Source organism: Roseateles saccharophilus (assembly GCF_004342485.1).
In the GTDB taxonomy this organism is placed as follows: Bacteria; Pseudomonadota; Gammaproteobacteria; order Burkholderiales; family Burkholderiaceae_C; genus Pelomonas; species Pelomonas saccharophila.
Genome location: NZ_SMBU01000060.1, coordinates 1 through 19,557 on the forward strand (window position 1 = coordinate 1; position 19,557 = coordinate 19,557).

Below are 19,557 nucleotides of genomic sequence, written 5' to 3' on the forward strand. Positions count from 1 at the left end.
CATCCAGACTGTCATCTTCCTGATCGCGGGCAAGCTCGACTTCAGCGCGATCAACCCTCACGCCCGGCAACCCACTTGAAATTCAAGAGAGCCAGAAGTTGAGCCCTGGGGCATCCTCGCCGCTCGTGCAGATTGCGCACGGTGTCATTCGCATAGAACTCGTTCTGCCGTGCCAAGAACTGCAGATAAGGAAGATGAAAGCGGACGTCGAAGCCCGAGTCCGCATAGTTCTGAAGCATCGCGACACGGCGCGCGAACAGCTGATTCAACATGTTCTTCACGGCGCTGTTGCTTTTGGCATCCCCTATGCCGTTCTTGGCTGCAACATCAGAATTGAATGCAGGCGTTCCATGCACTGCCAGGAATCCGCCGGACTCAACGGACTTCCTCCGCGCCATGATGAAGAGTGGGTCTGCGCATGCTGAGACGCAGATTCGAACACTGAGCATCAAGCCTCTATCTCTGAGGACACGCCCCATCTTGAGTGCCGCTTCGTAGTCTCCGCCGGAGCTATTCATCCTGACCGCCTTCACGGCTTCAGATTGGGCGAGCTCAATAAAGCGTGATGCTCCTTCTTCGCTGATCGGTCCGTCATAGACCAGCATATCCTGCGTGACTTTGACGCTCGTGGTCCATTCGCTGGAATCACCGGACGCTGCAGTCGGAAGAGCCACTTCGTTGCCGCTCTGCCTCGCAAAGACCCAGACCGCGATGCCCATAGCACCCGCGGCGAACACGCAACCTATCGGCAAGAGGCGTCTCAGCATCGCTACCTGTCTCCAAGAAAGAGTGGGCCGGAGCCGGCCCCCTCAGCACCGATTCCCGCCTGGGGGCGCGGCAACGTAGATCGCGCCGCCCTTCGGGACGACGATTCCTGGAAGCCGGGCCTTGCGAGTCAGCTGCCCAAGGCATGCGAAAAGGATCAGCGACACCGTCAAGACTGCAGAGACGGATGCCACTAGGGGCAAGCTCATCCGGTGTCCAACCCGGATCGTTCCCAGAAACCCTCCTTGCCTTGCGGCAATTGCCGCCGGGCGGAACAACTGGCTGGTCAATGCGCCGGTTGTGCTGGCGCTCTGCAACTCGCGAACGACTGGCGAGCAAGGCAACCCACAGTCGACGCAGCAGGAAGTAGGGGCATCCGCCTCTTTATGGAGGGGCAATCGGCGGGGCGGGCGCCACGAGACCTTGCTTCAGCGCGGCCGAAATTGCATGAACGGAAAGCCGAGGCGGCGACCAGGATCGTTAATACGTCCCAGCCAGCTCGCTTCAATAGTGAGCGCGCAAAGCTCACCGCCAAACCGCATTGCTTCATCTCGTCTCCCTGTTTTCTTGTAAAAGTGGAATCGGTTCCACTTGCGGCCAATTTTCACCCGAATATTGGGTGGAAGGAATCCCATAGATCACGGAGGTTCCGCATAGAGGATGATCGTTGACGGGCCTCAAGACATCGGCAACAACCGCACGGGGTGTGGGTGGTGGACACGCCCGACCTGGCGCTTGTGCGCCTGCACGGCAACAACGAGGACACGTGGAAGATCAAGGGGCCGGCGGCGTCAGATCGCTTCAACTACGAGTACGGCGACACAAAGCTTGAAGAGATCGCCCGCCGCACGACCGCCATCGCTCAGATGACGCTGGAGGTCCAGGTGGTGGTGAACGTCAACTTCGAGGATCAGGGCATCCGGGCGGGGCGTAGGCTTGCGCAGATGGCGAACGCGACGTGGACCGGATAACTGCAGTCCGCGAGGCGGCCTACGGCTCGCGCTTGCTACGCTTTACGATCGCGCCAACAAGTTCGGAGGCGTCTGTTTCGAGTGCTGCTGCGATGCGAACTAGAACCGCGAGGGTAGGCTGTGAACTACCTACTTCTAGCCGAGCGATGTAGGAGCGATGAACCTCCGCGCGATGCGCGAGCTCTTCTTGGTTGATGTTGATGCGTCCCCGGCGCGATTTGATCTCCGCAGCCGCGGCCTTGACTATGCGCGCATCGTGTTCCTTCCCCATCGGGAGGGACTGTCGAGTCGTCGACTCATATGTGCACCCGCATATGCGGTACAAAATGCACGACGCCCTTTGGTAGCGCCCAGCATTTGTCAGCCGCCTATGCCTCGCGCTTGCTTCGCTTCACGATCGATTGGAGCAGCACCGCTGCGTCTACTTCAAGAGCAGCCGCAATTCGCACCAACACAGCAAGCGTGGGTTGCGATCGGCCGACTTCCAGCCTTGCGATAAAGGACCGGTGGACTTCCGCGCGATGAGCAAGCTCTTCCTGGCTGATTTCAAGACGCCCTCGGCGCGCCTTTATCTCTGCCGCAGCTGCCTTGACTACACGAGCATCCTGCGTCGACCCCATTCGTAGGAATGTCGAGATTGCTGCGCACATATGCACCCGCATATGTGGTACAAAATGACGTTGCGACTATCGGTTAGGTAAGGCGCAAAAAGGCGCGTCAGATCACCCCTGACGACGCTGTCCTGGCCCGCTTGCGATCCAAGTCGAGGAGCAGTGCGATGAAGAAGCTTGATGCCCACGCGGCGACGTACCGTTGGCTGCGGCGCCCGCTATGTAGGCGCTACGCCGTTGTGGTTTTCAACACCTTTTCCAAGCTGAAGCAAAGGATCGACCCGAATTCAAACCGAACGATTTGCTGGGCGTTCGGCACTCTGCTGAACGGAGACAGCGAGATATTGGGCGCGTGGCATCCCGACACGAATGCCGCAACACCGCCCGAGGTGTTCGGTCAGCTCTATCACCGAGGTATCGAGTTCGTCCGCTGCGGCTTGGGAGATCTCGTGGACGTCGAGGCGGCATTCAAGGCCGCGTTTCGGAATTCAGCGACGTACCCGTCCATTGAACAGACGCTCACCGCGACGTTGGCTGATGTCGAACCGAGGCATCGCTCCGGAATGTCGCGCCTTCTGCGAGCCGCTGTCGGCGATCCGGTGGATGAAGGCTCAACGGTCTCGTCGCCCGACATTTCAAGCGCTGAATTGCGTGAAAGATACCCAAAGCTAACGCTGCAATGGCACGAAGCCGTTGCACGATTTCAGCCGCTCTTTGCTCTGCCCGAACCCTACTGTCGCCTGGTTCGTTCGGTCGACCAGGCAGCAGCCGAGGTGCAAGGGCGATTGGAGAGGGAAATCCACCGACATGGCCCATTCGTCGACTCAGATGAGGCGTTCGACTTTGTCGTCGCCAGGCTGCGGCGTGCCGATCTGCAGCTTGATCGAGAGGCGAGGGCGGCGCAGCATGCGCGCGATGCATCCGCATGGCAGTCCCGTCGCCGCTTGCCGCCATCGGGTGGCACCGTAGGTGCAACAACGCTGGCCTATCGGGTATTGCCATGAGCACGAACTGGCGCAAGCTATTCTCCGACACGAAGGCCGCGCTGCTGCGGCGTGGCCGGACCGAGGACGACGCGGACGACCTTGTGCAGACGGCCTATCTCCGCGTGGCTGACCAGACCCAGAACAACCATATCGAGAACCTGGACGGGTATTTCATGCGGACGGCGCTCAATCTGTCCATCGACGCCCACCGGACCGCGCGAGCCCGTGGCGAAGCAGCGCTGCCGGACGATCAGCTTCTCCTCGTCGAAGATCCTGGCCCCGGTCTGGATGACGTGCTTCTCGGACGCGAGTGCATCGAGAGGATGGATGTTTGCCTGGGACGTCTCAGCGAACGGACGCGGCAGATGTTCATGGAATACAGAGTGGAAGGCATGACTTTGGAAGAGATCGCGCGAAAGCACGAGCTGAACATCAGCACGGTCCATCACCACCTCTCGAAGGCCATGTTCCAGGTCGCGGGCGGCATGAATGGCTGGTGGCCATGAGCCGTTCAGATCCAGGTTCTGATGAGCGTACGAGGCCCGACGACAGGCCCAGGGTGACGCCTGAGATCGCCGCTGAGGCAGCAGTGTGGCTGGTGAGCCTCCACGGCCCGGACCGCAACCGCGCGATGGAAGACGAGTTTCGTGCCTGGCAGGCGAAGTCCCCTGCCCACCGCGAGGCCTTCGAGAAGACGACGGACGTCTGGCAGGCCGTCCCGAACACTCAGGCTGCGCGAGACCACATGGCGTCCATTGCGCAGCGACCGGTACGCGAACCTGTGCGCGCGCGCGGCACGCCCTGGCGCTGGGCTGCCGCAGCAGCGTGCCTGTCTGCTCTGGTTGTCGGCGGCGCGGTGATCACGCAGCAGTGGCGGGAGCAGGGCGTGTATGCCACCGTTGTCGGGGAGCAGCGTTCGGTCCTGCTGGACGACGGTACGCGCATGCTGCTGAACACGGACACACGGCTGCGGGTGGACTACGGCGCCAAGCAGCGCACGGTCGAGGTCGCTGGCGGCGAAGCGCTGTTCGAGGTGGCCAAGGATGCAGCCCGGCCGTTCGTTGTACGCGTCGCTGGCAGCGAGGTCGTCGCAGTGGGCACCGCGTTCTCCGTGCGATTCATCGATAGTCCCAAGCACGACGACGCCCTCACCGTGACGCTTATCGAAGGCCGGGTGAATGTACGACCGACGGTCGGGGGGGGGGATAGCTTGGCTCCCAAGGAAGCCGTTGTGCTCAAACCTGGGGACCGCCTAACCCTGGACCACAACGCTCGGGCGCGTGCCCCTGTCGTTGAATCGAAGGTCGACAGACCGAACATCGAGCGGGCGATGGCCTGGAAGCGCAACGAGATCGCGTTCCAGGACACCCCGCTTGCCGGGGCCATCGACGAGATCAACCGCTACAGCCGAACACAAGTCGAGTTGTCGCCCGAGGTGCAACAGGCCAACCTGGACGTCAGCGGCGTTTTCCGCACTGGGGACAGCGCGTCGTTCGCGAATGCTGTCGCGCTGTTGCACGGCTTGAAGGTCCGCGAAAACAACGGACGGCTTGAACTCGAAAAATTCCGATAGAGCTAGCACCCCCCATATCCCTCTCGAAGCCCCCGTCATCTTGTTGTCAATCCGACGACAACAAAGCAAGGGTACGAGATGCTCAAAAAGCTGAACGCCAAACATCGCCGTCAGGCGCGCTGGCTTCCCATTCCCATCACGCTCTCACTCCTGGTGGGATGCGGTGCGGCCTGTGCTGCCGAGCCCACGCTCGCAGCGCGCTACCAGATCGAACAGCCGGCCCAGGGCATGGAGGACGCGCTTCGCGCCATCGCGCGAGTGACGGGCACATCCGTTGTGTTCAATTCAAGGAACCTGGCCGGCCGGACCGCCAGGGCGGTGTCGGGGCGCCTGTCGGGCGCGGAGGCCATTGCCGAGGCGATCAAGGGGTCAGGTCTTGAACTGCAAGTGACGCCGGATGGCGCCGTGGTGGTCCGGCCGATCGCGGCGCCTGCAGCGGCGCCGGCTGGCAGCACGCCTGCACGAGATCGCAATGGCGCGGCGTCTCGACCCGACGGCATTCAAGCATCGGCCGAAGAGGACGCGCCTCGGTCGCCCAACCGCGCCGGAGACAGGGCAGATCAGGTCCAAGAGTTCTCACGTGTGGAGGTCACCGGATCGCGGCTGCGGCGCATCGAAGTCGATGGACCAGCGCCCGTCAATGTCTACACCGCCAAGGACATCGAAAGGAGCGGGCAGCCGAGCCTGCAGCGCTTCCTGGCCAGCCTGACCGAGGTGTCGGCGTCGACGGGGGAGGGCGGTTTCAGCCGGACGCCCGGGCAGGGCACCGTGCAGCTGCGCGGCCTCCCGCTGGGATCGACACTTGTGCTGGTCAACGGTCGCAAGCTGGAGGCTGTCGGATCATCGACCGGTGCCGTGTTCAACCTGAACCTGATCCCCTTGGCGGCTATTGAGCGCGTCGAGGTGGTGCCTTCCGGATCGTCCGCGGTCTATGGCGGTGATGCCCTTGCCGGTGTGGTCAACATCATCCTGAAGAAATCCATCGACGGCCAGTCGCTATCCGCGCGGCTGGGCTCGGGCCGAGGCCTCGGGGACGGCGCGCTGTCGCTGGCCACGGGCGGTCACACCGCGGACGGCAGCTACCTGATCATGGGCTCATTCAGCCGTTCCACGCCGTTGTCGATGCAGGACCGAAACTTCTTCGACAGCGGCGACTTCCGCAGCATTGGCGGCGCGGATGAGCGCTTGTCCTACTGCGCGCCAGGCACCGTGACCAGCTTGAGCGGCAACCTTCCGGGCCTCAGCACCAACGTGGCCGGCATCCCGAACGTGAATGGCGGTCAGTCCCTGACCATTGCGGATTTCCAGGCCACCGCTGGCACGCGAAACCTCTGCAACCTGTACACGACCGGCGGCGGTGGTGCGCTGATTCACGGCAGCCAGACGTTTGCCATCCACTCGCTTGCCGAGCATCGCCTCGCAGGCAGCTGGTCGGCGTTCGGCGAGGTCATGTTTGTCAAGGATCGGATCGAAGCTCCTGGATACGGGGTGTTGGTCGGGATGACGGTGCCTGCGGCCAACCTGTTCAATCCCTTCGGCGCCGATGTCCGGGTCAGGTCTGTCCTGGGGAATGAGAACGGCAACCAAGGTGTCCTGCGCAAGGGGCGCTTCACCCGCGTGCTGGCCGGGGTCAAGGGGGAACTCGCCAGTGACTGGGACGCGGAGCTGACGGCTTCAACAAGCAGCGACCATGGCGACTCGGTCTCGAGAAACGACGCGGTGAACTACACGACGCTGGCCACCGCACTCGCGTCAACCGACGCCGCCACCGCGTTCAACCCGTTCACGGCGGGACGGGCCGCGAGCGGTGACGTGTTGCGGAGCATCTTGTCGGACACGATCCGCCGCGACCGCGGGCGCAAGGACCAGGTCAGCGCCATCGCGCGCGGCAATGTCGGTCAACTGTGGGCGGGGCCGGTCGACGTTGTCATCGGCGCCGAGGCCGCGCGCGACTGGTATGACATGTCCGTCCCTGGGCAGTCCGAGATCCACGGCAGCCGTGGCAGCTCCGCGGCCTACGGCGAGCTACGCGCGCCGCTTCTCGCCGGGCATGAGGATGGGCGCAGCGATTGGAGCCTGGCTGCCGTCACGCTGGCGGCCCGCCGCGACAACTACAGCGACTTTGGATCGGCTGGCACGTTTCAAGGGGGACTGGAGGTCCGCCCCACACGAAACCTGCTGGTCCGCGCGTATGCGGCCGGTTCGTTCAAGCCGCCGACGCTGCTGCAGACCAACGTCAGCGAGATCACCTACCAGGCCGCGATCTATGGCCTGGTCGATCCCGCACGCAACAACGAGGCGATCACCACCGGCACCGTCGTGCGCACGACGAACAAGGAGCTGATGCCCGAGCATGGCCAGGCGCGTGGCATTGGCGCGGTGTGGGAGCCGGAAGGCGGGCTGGGCACGCGGTTGAGCGCCACGTACTGGCAGCTGAAGATCCGGTCCATGATCGCCGTCCTGTCGCCGCAGACCGCGCTGAACTATGAGAGCGCGTTTCCGTCGTTCGTGACCCGCGGCCCTTCGGTCAATGGGCAGCCCGGTGCCGTCACCAGCGTCAAGTCGGCCGAGGTCAACTTTGGTCACCTGGACACCGCAGGAACGGACGTGGATGTGGCTTACGCCTGGAAGACATCCATCGGACGCGTGACGGCGGCGCTGGGCGGCACACGCGTGAACGAGTACCGGGTCCAGTTGGCGCCAGGTGCGCCGGTCGTCGACCGCCTGGGTCGCCGGTTCACGGATTTTTGGGCGCCGCAGTGGAAGGGCCGCATGTCCGCGGGAATTGACGACCGCACCTGGAGCGTGGGCCTGACAAGCCGATACCTGGGTGCGTACAAGGATGCCGGCACCAGCGAGCGGCGGCTGGGCGGCTACTGGATGCACGATGTCGCCGGCAGCCTGAACCTGAAGCGACTCTGGCCGGACGCTTTCCCCAGCTTCAGCGGCGCGCTGTTCGGCCTCAGCGTCACCAACCTCACGGATCGCCAGCCGCAATACGTGCCCGGCGTGCCCTACTTCGATATCACGCAGGCCGACTGGCGCGGCCGCTACGTGACCGCGCGCGTCACGCTGGACTGGTAGTCCCTCCGCCGGGGGCTGCGGGTCTGCCGCCCCTGGCTCCTTCCTCTCAATGCTTCCTGCCCACACGGGCGGGAGAGCCGCGCTTTTATCCGGAAACCATCATGCGTCTTGTTTTGCTCGCGCCCGCGTGCGCACTTCTCTGGGCGGTGACGTCCGCAACGGCCGAACAGGCGCCCCCTGGCCCGTCGGTCCGCGACGTCGTGGAGTTCACGCGCATCGTTCAGCCGATGGGCAGCGATGCCGAGGAACTCCGTCGGCAGGTGTCGCCGGACGGCACCCGGGCCTTCATCGTGGTTCGCAGGGCCGATGTGGCCAGCGACAGGAATCACTACGAGATCCAGCTGCTGTCGCTGCGGCCCGAGCAGCTGGGCAGCGGTCATCCGCCGGCGCCCGAAACGGTGTACTCGTTCGATTCGGACCAGGACCCGTACAACGGCGACCTGGCCCTGCAGCAGGTCCGTTGGCTGGACGACCAGGCCCTGCTGTTCACCGGGCGCATCGAAACCGGCTTCAACCAGGCCTATCGGCTGGACCTGAGTACCAAGGCCGTCACCCGGCTCACCTACGAGACCGCACCCATCGTCTCCTTCGATGTCTCCAGGGACGGGAGACGCATCGTCTATGCGGTGCAGGTGCCCAACCCGCCGATGCAGGACGGTGCTCGCAGCATCGTCATCGGCACCCAGTCGTTCTGGTCGGTCAAGTGGGGGCAGCAGCGCTTGCAGTCCCAGGTTCGCAAGTACCGCTGCTATGTCGCCGACATCGGAGCCGCCTCGAAGCCCAGGCCGCTGGGGGAGCCGTTCTATGAGGCGAATGTCGCCAAGCCCGTCGTGAGCATCGCTCCGGACGGCAGGTGGGCGCTCCTGCCCCGCTATGAGCCGGAACGAACGCTGGCCTGGAGTCGCGACTACCCGCTGCTCGGCGAGGTCATGGCTCGCTGGGCGCCGGCATTGCAGGCGGATCCGTTGCGCTACTACACGGGAACGCTGCTCAAGACCGCACGTCGCATGACGGCGTGGCGGCTGGACGATGGGCAGGAACAGGTGGTCGTGGATGCGCCGGACGACGCGATGCTCGGGATGCCTCAATACCGTTCGGACCGACTGTGGCAAGGGGAGGGGGACTCGGTAGTCCTGGCCGGAACTCATCTGCCCAAGGCGGCCGACGGGAGCTTGCAGAAAGAGTCCTATGTCATCGAGTACTGGCCGGACAGCGGGCGATGGAAGGTCATCGCCAAGATGGAAGGGCGTGTGGCGAACGCGCATGCAACCCCGGATGGTTTCGTCGTGATCGATGGCGACAAGCCGCGTCGCTTCAAGCGCTCCGGCGCCGCCGGATGGCGCGAGGCTGCGGATGCCGAGAAGCAGAGCGCCGGGCCGGCATGGACGCCGCGGATCCAGCAGGCCTTGAACGAGCCCGCCGATGTCGTGGCGGATGGTCCTTCGGGCGTGACTGTTCGGCTGACTCAGCTGAATCCGCATTTCAACGTGGCCACCTGGGGCGTGATGAAGCCCTATGCGTGGCGCGACCTCAAAGGAGGGGAGTGGTCCGGCGGGCTGCTGGGTCCGCAGGACATGGATCGCCGCGGACGGCTGCCGCTGGTGATTCAGACCTACAGCATCGATCCTGACGCGTTCTATCTGGACGGTCCGAACTTCGGCATCGGCTTCAGCAGCGCATACCCCGGCCGTGCCTTCGTGCGAGAGGGGGTGCTGGTATTGGCGATGGGGTTCTGGCCCCGAAACGGCGCTCGGGGCATCGATGGCTATTCCAAGTTGACGCAGTTCTATGGGGGTGTCCGGGCGGCCGTGGATGCACTGGTCAAGGACGGGCTTGTCGACCCTGCTCGTGTCGGCATCATCGGGTTCAGCACCACGGGCGAGATCACGCTGAACCTCGTGACGTTTTCCGATCTGCCGATTCGTGCGGCGACGCTCGCCGATGGCGACACGAATACGCTGTTCAACTACGCCGTCGCGTATGGCGTCGAAGGGTGGCAGCAGATGGAGGAGATGAATCGTGGCCTGCCGTACGGCCCTGCGCGGGACCAGTGGCTGCGCAACGACCCCGCGCTCAACACCGACTGCGTGCGCGCCGCGCTGCGGATTGAGGCATACGGTGCACCGGTCTATGGCAACTACGACATCTACTCGCTGCTGCGGCGGCAGTACAAGCCGGTGGAGATGGTGCTGATCCCGGGCGGCGCCCATTCGCTGTCCATGCCAAGCGAACGGATGATCTCGTTGCAGGGCAATGTGGACTGGTATCGCTTCTGGCTCAAGGGGGAGCAGCGGACCGAAATCCTGCTCCATGGCGAGAGTGCCGCTTCGCTGGAGGCCCAGTACGCGTTGTGGCAGCAGATGGAGAAGATGAAGGCCGCCCGCGACGCCGAGCCGCGATGCCCGCGCGAACCGAGTCGCGGGTAGCGTCAGGCTGCGCTGTCGGTCTGCTGTCGCCAGAGCTGCGCGTAAAGGCCGTTCTGCGCGAGGAGCTGGGCGTGGCTCCCCCGTTCGTGCACCCGGCCGCCGTCGAGTACGACGATCTCATCGGCGTGCATGACGGTTGAGAGTCTGTGGGCGATGACGAGGGTCGTGCACCCCGCGGTCAGTTCGCGCAGGCTCTGCAGCACCGCGGCCTCGGTCTTTGCGTCAAGCATCGAAGTGGGCTCGTCCAGCACGTAGAGCGAGGGCTCGCGCAACATGGCGCGGGCAATCGCCAGGCGCTGGCGTTCGCCGCCGGACAGCGTCTGGCCTCGATCACCGAGCAGCGTGCCGTATCCATGGGGGAGTGCGGCGATGAGCCCGTGGATTTGCGCCCGTCTTGCTGCGCACTCGATGGCGTCGTGGCGGGCTTCTGGCAGGCCCAGCGCGATATTGCTGCTGACGCTAGCCTGAAGGAGGCTGGTGTCTTGGGGCACCAGCCCTATCCTCGTGCGCAGCTCTGCGACCTGCAGGGAATCGATGGGAAGACCGTCCATCAGGATGCGGCCCGCCTGTGGCTCGTACAGGCGCAACAGCAGCCGCACCAGGGTCGATTTCCCGGAGCCACTTCGGCCGACGATGGCAGTGGTGCGACCCGCGAGCACGTCGAGGTCCAAGCCGCGAATGATGGGACGCTGCGGGTCATATCCGAAGTGCAGGTTCTCCAGACGGAGCGTCGATGCAGTCGTCGGGGGCTTTCGGTCAGCGGCTGAAGAGTTCCCCGTCAACGTCTCGGTCGGCTGCGCAAGGATGCCCAGCAGGGGACGCATGAAGCCGGCGGCGCGCGACAGGTCTCTTGCGGCCGCCCCCAGCACCTCCAGGGGACGCACCATCTGCAGCATGTAGATGCTGGCCAGCACGAAACCACCTACGCTCAGCCGACCTTGGGCCACAGCGTTCGAGGCGATGGCGAAGCAAGCAGCCAGCGTCGCCGCGAAGATGACCGAGGCCGCAAGGGCGCTTTGGAGCGTCAGTCGGTTGAACCACCGCCACTGAGACCTCAGGTGCGACGAAGCGACGTCCAGGGACTTCTCGGCATGGTCCGACGCGCCGAAACACCGAAGCGTCTCGACATGCGAGATGCCGTCACCGAGTTGGGCGTACACGTCGAGGCTCGCCGCAGACATGGCCTGGATGGCCGGGCGCTGCCGCATCACTCCCACGGCAAATGCCGCCAGGTAAAGCGCCGACGTGGCGACGAACAAGGCGACGAGCCCAGGCTGATGCAGTTGCGCCAGGATGATCGCCATCAAGGCCAGCTCGATCAGCACGGGCGCGATGCTGTTGGTGAGGTGGGAAATCGTCGCTTGAGCGCCGGCTATGGCCAGGTCGACGGCGTGGACCAGTTCGCTGCTGCGGCGATTGACGAGGTATGACATGGGCAGGCGCTGCAGATGCGCAAAGAATCGCTGCCGCATCGCGGCGATCACACGCTGCTCGACCTCGCTCACCAGCAGCGGCCTGACATCGGAGGCGAGACGGCCGGCGACCAACATCACCAGATAGGCAGCGCCCAGAAGCAGGGTGGGGCTGGCGGTGCCGCCCGCTCCACCGGGGGCGGGAGTTGCCATGGCGTCGACGAGGTGCTTCAAGGCCAGCGGCGAGCCCGCCGCGAGAGTGCCGCCGAGCACGACCAGGAGCAGAGCGCCCATGGCATTGAGTCGCGCGGTTCTGTCCGCCGACGTCCGGATCAGGTGCAGCGCGGATCCAAGGCTGCCAAGGTTCGGCATGGCGCGGTGAATCAGGCGTGCGCGCTGGCGGCGCGGGTGGTCGCACGCTGCAGCCAAGCCTCGGTGGCAATGCAGGCGTGGATCTCCGTCATGTAGGTGGCCTTCGAGCCAGGCCTGCCGGCGAGCGCTGACTCGACCTGAGCCCTGTCGAGCAGCCCGTGTTTCATGAGCACGCCGTCCATCAGCATCTCGCGCGCGAAAGGCAGGTTGCGCTTCAGGACCGTCGCGATGTAGTCCTCAGCGCCTCCCTTGGAGCGGCGGCGCGCGATCTCAGCGGGAATGAGGTCGGCAAAGGCGCTCCTCGCGAGTCCGCGGCCTCTGCCCCCGTGCGTCAGAACGAAGGTCGGTGTGGCGAGGCACAGTTCCATGAGCGGTTGTGACATCAGCGGGTGGACGCGTTCAGGCGCAGCCTCGCGCAGGTAGTGGTTGTAGTACTCGAGTGGCGAGATCACCATGCCCAGTTGGTGGAACTTCCCGATCGGCAGATCCTCGGCGGCCAACCAGCCTGGATGCACGAAGCGGTGCGCCGACTGCAGCGCTGCATCGATCGCTTCGCGCTTCGTCAGCGTCAGGAATTTCCCGGCGCCTTCGACGGGATTCCCGCGGAAGGACTGATCGCTCACTGCCTGGCGCAGGGACTTCCAGAAGGACGCGTTGCCGAGGTGGGCGGCGTCCAGGGTTGCCCCGAAGAAGCCGCGGCCAAAGCCACGCAGCTTCAGATAGTCGGCGGCGGGCCAGGTGCACCGCATCTCGAAGAAGAGCTGATCTCCGCCGGCGCCGTTGAACACGGAGCCCGCTTGGTGCAAAGCGGCGACCGCAGCATCCGTGCGGCTCGTGCCCATGGAGCCGAGGTAGTTGGCCGGGATGGGCGTTCGAGCGACGTCGAGCACATCCGTCAAGCGATAGCCGTCGTCGACGGTTTGCTCTAAGAGCGTCGCACCTTGCTTCTGCGCGGCGAGCCGAGCATAGGAGCGCTCATCACTGTCCGTGCCCGGGGAGTAGTAGTTGAGGCAGGTCAGACCTCGCAGATGTGATCGGGGCGCCAGGTGGGCGAGGAGGATGGCGGAGTCGACGCCACCGGATAGTCGGAGCACGATCGACTCGTAGCAGGACGCCCAGCTGCCAACGCACTGTTCGACGGTGTCGCGCAACCGCTGCGTGGCGGCGGTGGGGCTGGACGAGGCGGGGGATCGCGCGCAGTCAACGGCGCTCCAGAGCTGTAGCGGCTCGCCACGACCCGTTGCCATCGGTGTCAGCTCGCCAGCAAGGAGCTGCGTCACGCCCTCCAACAGCGTTCGGCGCCCGCTCACCTGGCCGAGCGCCATGTGCGCGGCCGCGGCTTCCCAGTCCACGGACGGCATCGGCACGTCCAGCAGCGAAGAAAGGTCCTCCAGCCATGACAGGACGATGCTCACGCCCTGGATCTCTATGCGGTAGCAGGGCAGGGTGCCCGTCGGATCTCGCAGCACGCGCGGCTCTCCGGTCCACGATGGAAGGAACGCGATGTATCGCCCCCAGAACTTCTCGATGAGTTCTCGACCGTCGGAACGAACGATCCGCTGGGCTTCTGCTTCTGTGATGGCGACATCGCTGGCTGGGTTCGGTGTAGCGGCGTCGCGTCGGAACAGGCGTCCGAGGATCACGCCGTGGCTGGTAGGCAGTCGATAGGCGCCATTGATGCCGGAGGCGGCTCCTGTCATGTAGACGCGCTGCCCGTTCATCCCGAAGGCCAGGGTCCAACGCCGGCTCACGCGCAGCGCCTGTTCGAGCCGGGCGGCCACTTCACTGGCCTCTTGATGGGCTGGCAGCCAGCTGAATGCGACGTAGCGAAACATGCGCGGCGCCTTTCAGATCACGAGGATTGGCGTGTAGTCGCGCGCGTGCTCGTACACATCGTTGAGCACGATGGGGCCGCTCTGGACCCAGGAATGCGCGGCGAACGGCCGGGTCCGCACGCCGATGACCCACCTGGGAAACAGACGCTTGGTGGCAAGGAATCGCACCAGCGTCAGCGAGTCATGCAGGCACCGGTCGTGGGCCGTAAAAAGGAAGGGGCGAAGCCGGAGGTAAGAAGCCACCGCAGCACGCATGTGTTCGGGGTTCGTCTCCACCTGACCTGAGGGCTCCTTGAGGCGCAGGCGACGGACGGAGATCGCAATCTCGGCCAGGCATCGCTTCTTCAGCCAGACGGCGGTCAACGAAGCGCAGTAGGCCATGCTCAGCAGATCGCGCCAGTTCGACGGGTCTTGAGTGGGATGCCAGCTGTCGAAGCTTTCCAGCGGTTCGTCCAGGACCAAGGCAGGCTGACGGGACGTGCTTGCCGCCGTGAGCATCTGTTGATCAAGAAGTGGTTTGACCAGGGCGTCGAGGCTTTCGTGCTTCGCTGGTGGCGCTTGATCCTGCGAGGTCACGGGCCAGCCTGCAATGCACCGGGAGAGGGCTGCCAACTGTGCGCCCCCGACGCCCAGATACTTGTTGCGCCGCGTGTCCAGCAGCACGACCTGTCCATCGAAATGGCAAGCATGCACATGGTCGGCCAGTCGGTATGGCGACGAGTGGGCGGCGACAGATCGCATGGTGGCCCTCATCGAGGATGGAGGAAGGCAAGTGGAGCGCGTGCCGAGCCACCTGCGTGGACGGTCAGGGTTTGTAGGTGACGGCTTCGTTGAGCTCGGTGGCCACGCCCTGTGGCGATCCCTTGGTTGCCTGATTGGCGTCACCGAGCTCGACGATCTCGAGTTGCAGCTCCGGGTCTTGATCCACGATGGTTCCTTCGGGCAAATGGGTGTCGGAGAAGGCGTGCAGCCTGTCGACTGCACGCCTTCATGGCCGCGCCTGGTCAGGGCTGCTGCTTGTACGGCGCGGCTTCGTTGAGCTCACTCGGCACGCCCGAGATGTAGCCCTTGGTCTGTTCCTTGGCATCGCCCAGGTCGACCAGTTCCAGTTCCAGTGCATCGTTCATGACGATCTCCTTCGGTTGAGTTGAGAACACGGATGCCTTCGGTTTTCACCTTGGGCGAGCCAAAGGTAGGCATCTCGATTCGCTGCTCAAAGCAATTTCTTTGGCGTCCGCCTCGCGTTCGGTCAGCTTGAACGCGCGGATTTGGCGTCGTTGTTGGCGCTGGCGTCGTCGCGGGCTCGAAAAACTTTTTTTCGAGCCTGGAAGGATCCGTTCGGTGTATTGGTTAGCGTTTTCTTGGGCCGAACGAAGTGGCTGCGGTTCAAAACTAGGGGGGAAATTTGCTTGCCGGCGACGTCATGGTGTTATGGAGAACTCCGTCCACAACGCCGACAGGCCGACGACCTGGCACATTTACTGGCAGGCAGCCCTGGGCCGCGACTTGCTGCTCCGTCCTGAGCTCGCCGAGCGGATCCGCAACCGCTTGTTGGCCGCCCACGATGTAGGCGGTCGAAAGCTTCTCTACTACCTGCTCATGCCCAGAGAGATTCACCTGATCTCGATCCTGCGGCCGGAGGACTCGACGGCGAGTTTTGCGACCGGCGTGTCGAACGTGATCGGAAAGTGGGTGAGGGAGGCCGACGGCGCTTTCGGGCCTGTGTTCGCTGATCGATACCAGGCGCAACGCGTCGACACCGTCGAGGCCTTGCGCAGTGAAGTTCGAATGCTGGCTTGGCGGCCGGTCGCGGCCGGGCTTCAAGCCTTGCCCACGAACTATGCGAACTCCGCCCTCAGGGCAATCTTGGGGCTGTGCTTGCCGAACGGGTTCCACGCCACGGCGCTGTTCGATTGGCTGGGAGGTTCTGTGCCGCAGGAACGCACTGCGCTGCAGCGAGCGCTGGCCGTGGAGCCTTCGAACCTCGAGATAGTCCGGTGGGAGTTGGTCAAAGGCCTGGTGTCAGCGAGGGGCACGGTCGGCCCCTCGGGGCCGATGGCACGACGGGTGCGAGGCGCCTCTGCTGGCCTTGTTGCGGCCAGCAGAGATCGGAGCGTCGATGGTGCGCTCAAGTTGTTGGAGCGCTGGGTCGAGGTCAAGCTGGGACTGCATGGCGGACACGGCCTGTCGTCGCGAAAGGGGATGGAAGGGGCACGGGGCAGGGCGTTGGTCGCCAATCTGGCCATGAGGTCGGGACTGTGCTCAGCCGCGTGCGTCGCCCGTCACTATGGGCGGGCCAAAGCAACGCTCAGCGAGCAGATGACGGCGAGCAGCGCGCGAGCGGCTGATCAGGCGATCCTCTCGATCCCGATGGAGCAGATCGTTCGTGAAGCCATTGCTCTTGCGACCCATCCTGCTGTCGGAGGCGGAGGCGGAGGCGGAGGCGGAGGCGGAGGCCGGTAAGCCGGGATGCGTACGCAATTCATGATCAAGGTGCAGGGAGAAAACCACATGTCGAAGACTGTCAGGAAGCGCGTCGATGCAAGCTCGCTGCTTGTGATCTTGCCCAACGAGAACCTGTGGAATAAAGACAACCCGAGAACGAGTCGCAAGTTCATGCGGAACGCCAGCGGCCGCTTCAATGAGCATCCCGGGTGGCATAACGACTTGCTCAGATGCTCCCGAACATGCCTTGCAGTCCGAGTTGGCCCAGCATTGCGCGCCACCCCAGCCGCCATCGCCGCTAGGATTCGTCATCGCCTGTGGCTTCCCCGGCTGGGCCTGCACGCCGAACACAACTGTGGCCTTCGAAGCTGTGGTGGATGGGGCGCAAACAATGGGTGAGATTTCTGAAGAGGCGCTTCAGGCCACGATGCGATCCGTCGGTCGCGATCAGTTCAATGGCGAAGTCCCCGCGCTGACCGACGACCGCATGCCTCAGACTGCGGTCACGCGGTCGCGGCCACCCTGCTTGGACATATAAAGGGCCGCGTCCGCACGCGCCAATAGATCGAGCGGGGCTTGCTGTGGCAGAGCAGCAGTGACGCCCAGGGAGACGGTGATGCTTTCAAGTTCTTCACCGCTGGAACGGCGGATGCGACTCGTTGCGATGGTGAATCTAACGCGCTCCGCCAGCTCTTCCGCCTGCGCCACCGGCGCGGCCGGGAGCAAGATCGCGAACTCTTCGCCGCCAATGCGGGCGACGATGCCGGCGTCAGCAACGACCGACGAAAGTGCCTGCGCCACGGCCTTCAAGACCTTGTCGCCAAACGCGTGCCCGTAGGTGTCGTTAATGCGCTTGAAGTGATCGATGTCCGTCATGATCAGACATGGTCGATCCGCAGAGTTGGGCAGCGCGTCGGCGTCCAGGAGCAAAGTCGCGAGCTCTTGATCGAACCTGCGCCGATTGGCCAGGCCCGTAAGAGCGTCCACAAGTGACTCGTGGCGGGCCCGATGAACTTCGGAGCGCAGATCCAGGATTTCCTTGCGACTTTCCTTCAACTGCGCCTGGAGATTGGCGACCGCCTGGACCATGTCGGCGGTCTGTCGCAGGACTTCGTTGACGGGCGCTTCGGCGGCACCTGCAAGGCCGGCCTTCAGACTGCCAAGGACCTCTGCATAACGCTCGGCCTGCGTCCCCGCCGCCGTCGCAGAGTGCGACATGCCGCTGAGGACGCGCTCAAACCCGTCGGCAATCTGTTCGGCGGTGGCGGGGTCGACCTCCGCAATGTGTTTGCGATGCAGCGCGTAGGTCTTGGCCTCGTCAAGCCTGCCATGCTTGGCCAAGGACTCATCGACGGCCTTACGCAGACCGGGGTTGGAGAGGGCGACGTATTCATACCAGACGGCATAGCTGACGGGATGCAGCGCCGTCGCCTGCCGGGACATCAGGGGAATAGCCTGCCGGAGCAGCTCCGCACTCTTATCGACCGAGACAACGTATCGCATGTTCTTCGAGGTGCCGCCTTCAGCGCGCCGCCTCCCCGACACAACTGGCGCGGCAGATGTGGAAGAAAAAGAAAGCCTCGGCCCAGCGGCCGAGGCTTCAAAGCCTAACGTTCATATTTCGCCGAGGCTCCTGCTCAGGGAGGAAAAGCAGGGGCAACGCCTTGCAGCGCAACCGTTTGCGACTTTACCAAAGTCATTTTCTAAGGGCTGTCGGCCGGCGTGCAGCCGGCCAGTCGCCGTTCCTGACGGGGCTTCCACAACGCCCATCGGGCGCATGATCGGAAGATGCCGGGGAGCCGTGCGTTCACGGTCGGATTCCATGAAGGCGATGCGAAGGCCCGTACTGAAGTCGTGCCATGTCGCCACCGACAACGCCGTCGCATCCCTGCAGCGATCGGAAACGACGGTCGATCAGGCGACGCTCAGCACGCGCTCATGGTGGAGGCGAACCTTGACCTCGTTGATGCCAACCCCGCGTACCACGGCGTGTTGCCGGCTGGTCGTGTCGCGCCGGACGGGCTGCAAGTACAGGCCTCCATCGCTTCGCCGCAGCGAGGCGACGATCGGCGTGTGGGCCTTGCTGCCGCGACGGACGACGACGCCGGTCTCTTCACTGGCGAGGCGCACAAAGCAACCGGGCGGGTACAGCCCCAGCACCCGCAGCATCGTCGCCCCGATCGCGTCGGGCAGCCCTGCCGCGTCCAGGCAGGCGTCTCGCGCGGCAATGGCCGGGGACGTCGGTTCGCGGCTGGCTCTACGGCTGAGCTTGGCGGTATACACGTCCACCCGGTGCAGCAACTGGGCCAGCCTTTCGGCCGGGGGCGGTGCGGTCTCGCCGCTGGCATGGGGGGCGTCGTGGTGCTGCCGCACGACATCGAGCCACAGCGGATCGGCGACGCTGGCGGCGGCCAAGAGCAGCGAACTGTTGGCCGCGTGCGCCTCGATCTCCTGACGCTGCGCTTCCGATAGCGGGCTCAGTTGCTGAGCCAGGGCGTCCTGCGTCGCCGACATCGACAGGTTCATCGTGAGCGCGGCCCGTACCAGCGTCCTGACCTCGTCGTCGGGCCACTCGAACCATGCCGCGCACAACTCACAGACCAGCGCGCACAACATCGCGTGGTGCGCGCTATAGCGGTCGACCTCGTTGGCAGCGGCTTGCAGCAAAAGATACAGCGCCGCGTCCGGATTGCGTCGCGCCAGGGCCTGCATGCGCTGCGTCGCCTGGTCGAACTGCCCTATCCAAGCGGCATCAGGGTCCGTGCGGCGCAGCAGCGAGGTCATCTGCCGCTTGATCTGGTCCCACCCTTCGATGGCGTCGGCGGGCAAGAGCGGGCTCAGCGAGACGGACGCTGCGGCGTCCTCAGCGGAAGGGGGCACAGGTTCGGATGCGAGCGACATCCGATCAGTGTGCCAGTTGAGACTGAGGGACGGCCGAGTCTGCGGTCAAGTTCCATCCTTGATCCAGCAACTCCAGCCAGGCCGAGCGGTCTTTGCAGAAGTCGTAGTACACCGCGCGTTGCGACACGAAGTTGGTCGTGCGGTAGACCCACACATAGGCCTTCTTCGTCTTGCCC

17 protein-coding genes are annotated in these 19,557 nt (G+C 64.4%); 7 read left to right on the forward strand and 10 right to left on the reverse strand.

Annotation, left to right across the window (positions count from 1 at the left end; translation table 11 throughout):
* Positions 1 to 50 precede the first annotated feature (50 nt).
* Positions 51 to 767: a hypothetical protein gene (locus EV671_RS25175; protein ID WP_132576663.1), complete on the reverse strand. Its 717-nt coding sequence runs from the start codon at positions 765 to 767 to the stop codon at positions 51 to 53.
* Between the two features lie 711 nt (positions 768 to 1,478).
* Between EV671_RS25175 and EV671_RS25180 the strand changes: the two genes are divergently transcribed.
* Positions 1,479 to 1,736 (forward strand): DUF72 domain-containing protein, encoded by a 258-nt coding sequence (locus EV671_RS25180; RefSeq protein WP_165917723.1) that lies wholly within the window; start codon positions 1,479 to 1,481, stop codon positions 1,734 to 1,736.
* Between the two features lie 19 nt (positions 1,737 to 1,755).
* On the opposite strand, the gene EV671_RS25185 is transcribed toward EV671_RS25180, so the two are convergent.
* Together EV671_RS25185 and EV671_RS25190 are read right to left on the reverse strand one after the other, a co-directional pair.
* The gene (locus EV671_RS25185) at positions 1,756 to 2,007 is read right to left on the reverse strand and encodes a helix-turn-helix domain-containing protein (protein ID WP_132576665.1); all 252 of its coding nucleotides are present in this window, start codon (positions 2,005 to 2,007) and stop codon (positions 1,756 to 1,758) included.
* A 97-nt stretch (positions 2,008 to 2,104) separates the two neighbouring features.
* Complete coding sequence (locus EV671_RS25190) at positions 2,105 to 2,398, reverse strand: helix-turn-helix domain-containing protein (protein ID WP_341540506.1); 294 nt, start codon at positions 2,396 to 2,398, stop codon at positions 2,105 to 2,107.
* A gap of 89 nt (positions 2,399 to 2,487) precedes the next feature.
* On the opposite strand from EV671_RS25190, the gene EV671_RS25195 reads away from it, so the two are divergent.
* The 5 genes from EV671_RS25195 (at position 2,488) to EV671_RS25215 (ending at position 10,416) form a co-directional block, all read left to right on the forward strand.
* Positions 2,488 to 3,351 (forward strand): transposase, encoded by an 864-nt coding sequence (locus EV671_RS25195; protein WP_277592504.1) that lies wholly within the window; start codon positions 2,488 to 2,490, stop codon positions 3,349 to 3,351.
* Entirely contained in the window at positions 3,348 to 3,839 is a 492-nt protein-coding gene (locus tag EV671_RS25200; RefSeq protein WP_165917724.1) for an RNA polymerase sigma factor, read from the forward strand. Before EV671_RS25195 ends, EV671_RS25200 begins: the two co-directional genes overlap by 4 nt.
* 53 nt (positions 3,840 to 3,892) lie before the next feature.
* Complete coding sequence (locus tag EV671_RS25205; protein ID WP_132576669.1) at positions 3,893 to 4,906, forward strand: FecR family protein; 1,014 nt, start codon at positions 3,893 to 3,895, stop codon at positions 4,904 to 4,906.
* A gap of 78 nt (positions 4,907 to 4,984) precedes the next feature.
* A complete protein-coding gene (locus EV671_RS25210; RefSeq protein ID WP_243655883.1) occupies positions 4,985 to 7,990 on the forward strand; it encodes a TonB-dependent receptor in 3,006 nt (1,001 codons plus the stop codon).
* Between the two features lie 101 nt (positions 7,991 to 8,091).
* Positions 8,092 to 10,416, forward strand: a complete 2,325-nt coding sequence (locus EV671_RS25215; RefSeq protein ID WP_132576670.1) for a S9 family peptidase — start codon at positions 8,092 to 8,094, stop codon at positions 10,414 to 10,416.
* A gap of 2 nt (positions 10,417 to 10,418) precedes the next feature.
* Here the strand turns inward: EV671_RS25215 and EV671_RS25220 are convergent, their stop codons facing one another.
* The 5 genes from EV671_RS25220 to EV671_RS25235 form a co-directional block, all read right to left on the reverse strand.
* A complete protein-coding gene (locus tag EV671_RS25220; RefSeq protein ID WP_132576671.1) occupies positions 10,419 to 12,200 on the reverse strand; it encodes an ABC transporter ATP-binding protein in 1,782 nt (593 codons plus the stop codon).
* 11 nt (positions 12,201 to 12,211) lie between these two features.
* Positions 12,212 to 14,035, reverse strand: a complete 1,824-nt coding sequence (locus EV671_RS25225; RefSeq protein ID WP_132576672.1) for an asparagine synthase-related protein — start codon at positions 14,033 to 14,035, stop codon at positions 12,212 to 12,214.
* A 12-nt stretch (positions 14,036 to 14,047) separates the two neighbouring features.
* Positions 14,048 to 14,776 (reverse strand): lasso peptide biosynthesis B2 protein, encoded by a 729-nt coding sequence (locus EV671_RS25230; protein ID WP_165917725.1) that lies wholly within the window; start codon positions 14,774 to 14,776, stop codon positions 14,048 to 14,050.
* 64 nt (positions 14,777 to 14,840) lie between these two features.
* Complete coding sequence (locus EV671_RS27885) at positions 14,841 to 14,963, reverse strand: hypothetical protein (protein ID WP_277592503.1); 123 nt, start codon at positions 14,961 to 14,963, stop codon at positions 14,841 to 14,843.
* A gap of 76 nt (positions 14,964 to 15,039) precedes the next feature.
* On the reverse strand, positions 15,040 to 15,162 hold the full coding sequence (locus EV671_RS25235; protein ID WP_132576674.1) for a rubrivinodin family lasso peptide: 123 nt from the start codon (positions 15,160 to 15,162) through the stop codon (positions 15,040 to 15,042).
* A gap of 304 nt (positions 15,163 to 15,466) precedes the next feature.
* Between EV671_RS25235 and EV671_RS25240 the strand changes: the two genes are divergently transcribed.
* A complete protein-coding gene (locus tag EV671_RS25240; RefSeq protein ID WP_132576675.1) occupies positions 15,467 to 16,498 on the forward strand; it encodes a hypothetical protein in 1,032 nt (343 codons plus the stop codon).
* Positions 16,499 to 16,972: 474 nt separating this feature from the next.
* Here the strand turns inward: EV671_RS25240 and EV671_RS25245 are convergent, their stop codons facing one another.
* Both EV671_RS25245 and EV671_RS25250 read right to left on the reverse strand, forming a co-directional pair.
* Positions 16,973 to 17,983 (reverse strand): GGDEF domain-containing protein, encoded by a 1,011-nt coding sequence (locus EV671_RS25245; protein WP_132576676.1) that lies wholly within the window; start codon positions 17,981 to 17,983, stop codon positions 16,973 to 16,975.
* A gap of 411 nt (positions 17,984 to 18,394) precedes the next feature.
* Complete coding sequence (locus EV671_RS25250) at positions 18,395 to 19,309, reverse strand: HD-GYP domain-containing protein (RefSeq protein WP_132576677.1); 915 nt, start codon at positions 19,307 to 19,309, stop codon at positions 18,395 to 18,397.
* Positions 19,310 to 19,557: the final 248 nt, after the last annotated feature.

Bases quoted from the DNA above. Each gene is read 5' to 3' on its own strand.
- EV671_RS25175 (WP_132576663.1), bottom strand. From the start codon at position 767: ATGCTGAGACGCCTCTTGCCGATAGGTTGCGTGTTCGCCGCGGGTGCT.
- EV671_RS25185 (WP_132576665.1), bottom strand. From the start codon at position 2,007: ATGGGGAAGGAACACGATGCGCGCATAGTCAAGGCCGCGGCTGCGGAG.
- EV671_RS25190 (WP_341540506.1), bottom strand. From the start codon at position 2,398: ATGCGGGTGCATATGTGCGCAGCAATCTCGACATTCCTACGAATGGGG.
- EV671_RS25200 (WP_165917724.1), top strand. From the start codon at position 3,348: ATGAGCACGAACTGGCGCAAGCTATTCTCCGACACGAAGGCCGCGCTG.
- EV671_RS25210 (WP_243655883.1), top strand. From the start codon at position 4,985: ATGCTCAAAAAGCTGAACGCCAAACATCGCCGTCAGGCGCGCTGGCTT.
- EV671_RS25215 (WP_132576670.1), top strand. From the start codon at position 8,092: ATGCGTCTTGTTTTGCTCGCGCCCGCGTGCGCACTTCTCTGGGCGGTG.
- EV671_RS25220 (WP_132576671.1), bottom strand. From the start codon at position 12,200: ATGCCGAACCTTGGCAGCCTTGGATCCGCGCTGCACCTGATCCGGACG.
- EV671_RS25225 (WP_132576672.1), bottom strand. From the start codon at position 14,035: ATGTTTCGCTACGTCGCATTCAGCTGGCTGCCAGCCCATCAAGAGGCC.
- EV671_RS25230 (WP_165917725.1), bottom strand. From the start codon at position 14,776: ATGCGATCTGTCGCCGCCCACTCGTCGCCATACCGACTGGCCGACCAT.
- EV671_RS25235 (WP_132576674.1), bottom strand. From the start codon at position 15,162: ATGAACGATGCACTGGAACTGGAACTGGTCGACCTGGGCGATGCCAAG.
- EV671_RS25240 (WP_132576675.1), top strand. From the start codon at position 15,467: ATGGAGAACTCCGTCCACAACGCCGACAGGCCGACGACCTGGCACATT.
- EV671_RS25245 (WP_132576676.1), bottom strand. From the start codon at position 17,983: ATGCGATACGTTGTCTCGGTCGATAAGAGTGCGGAGCTGCTCCGGCAG.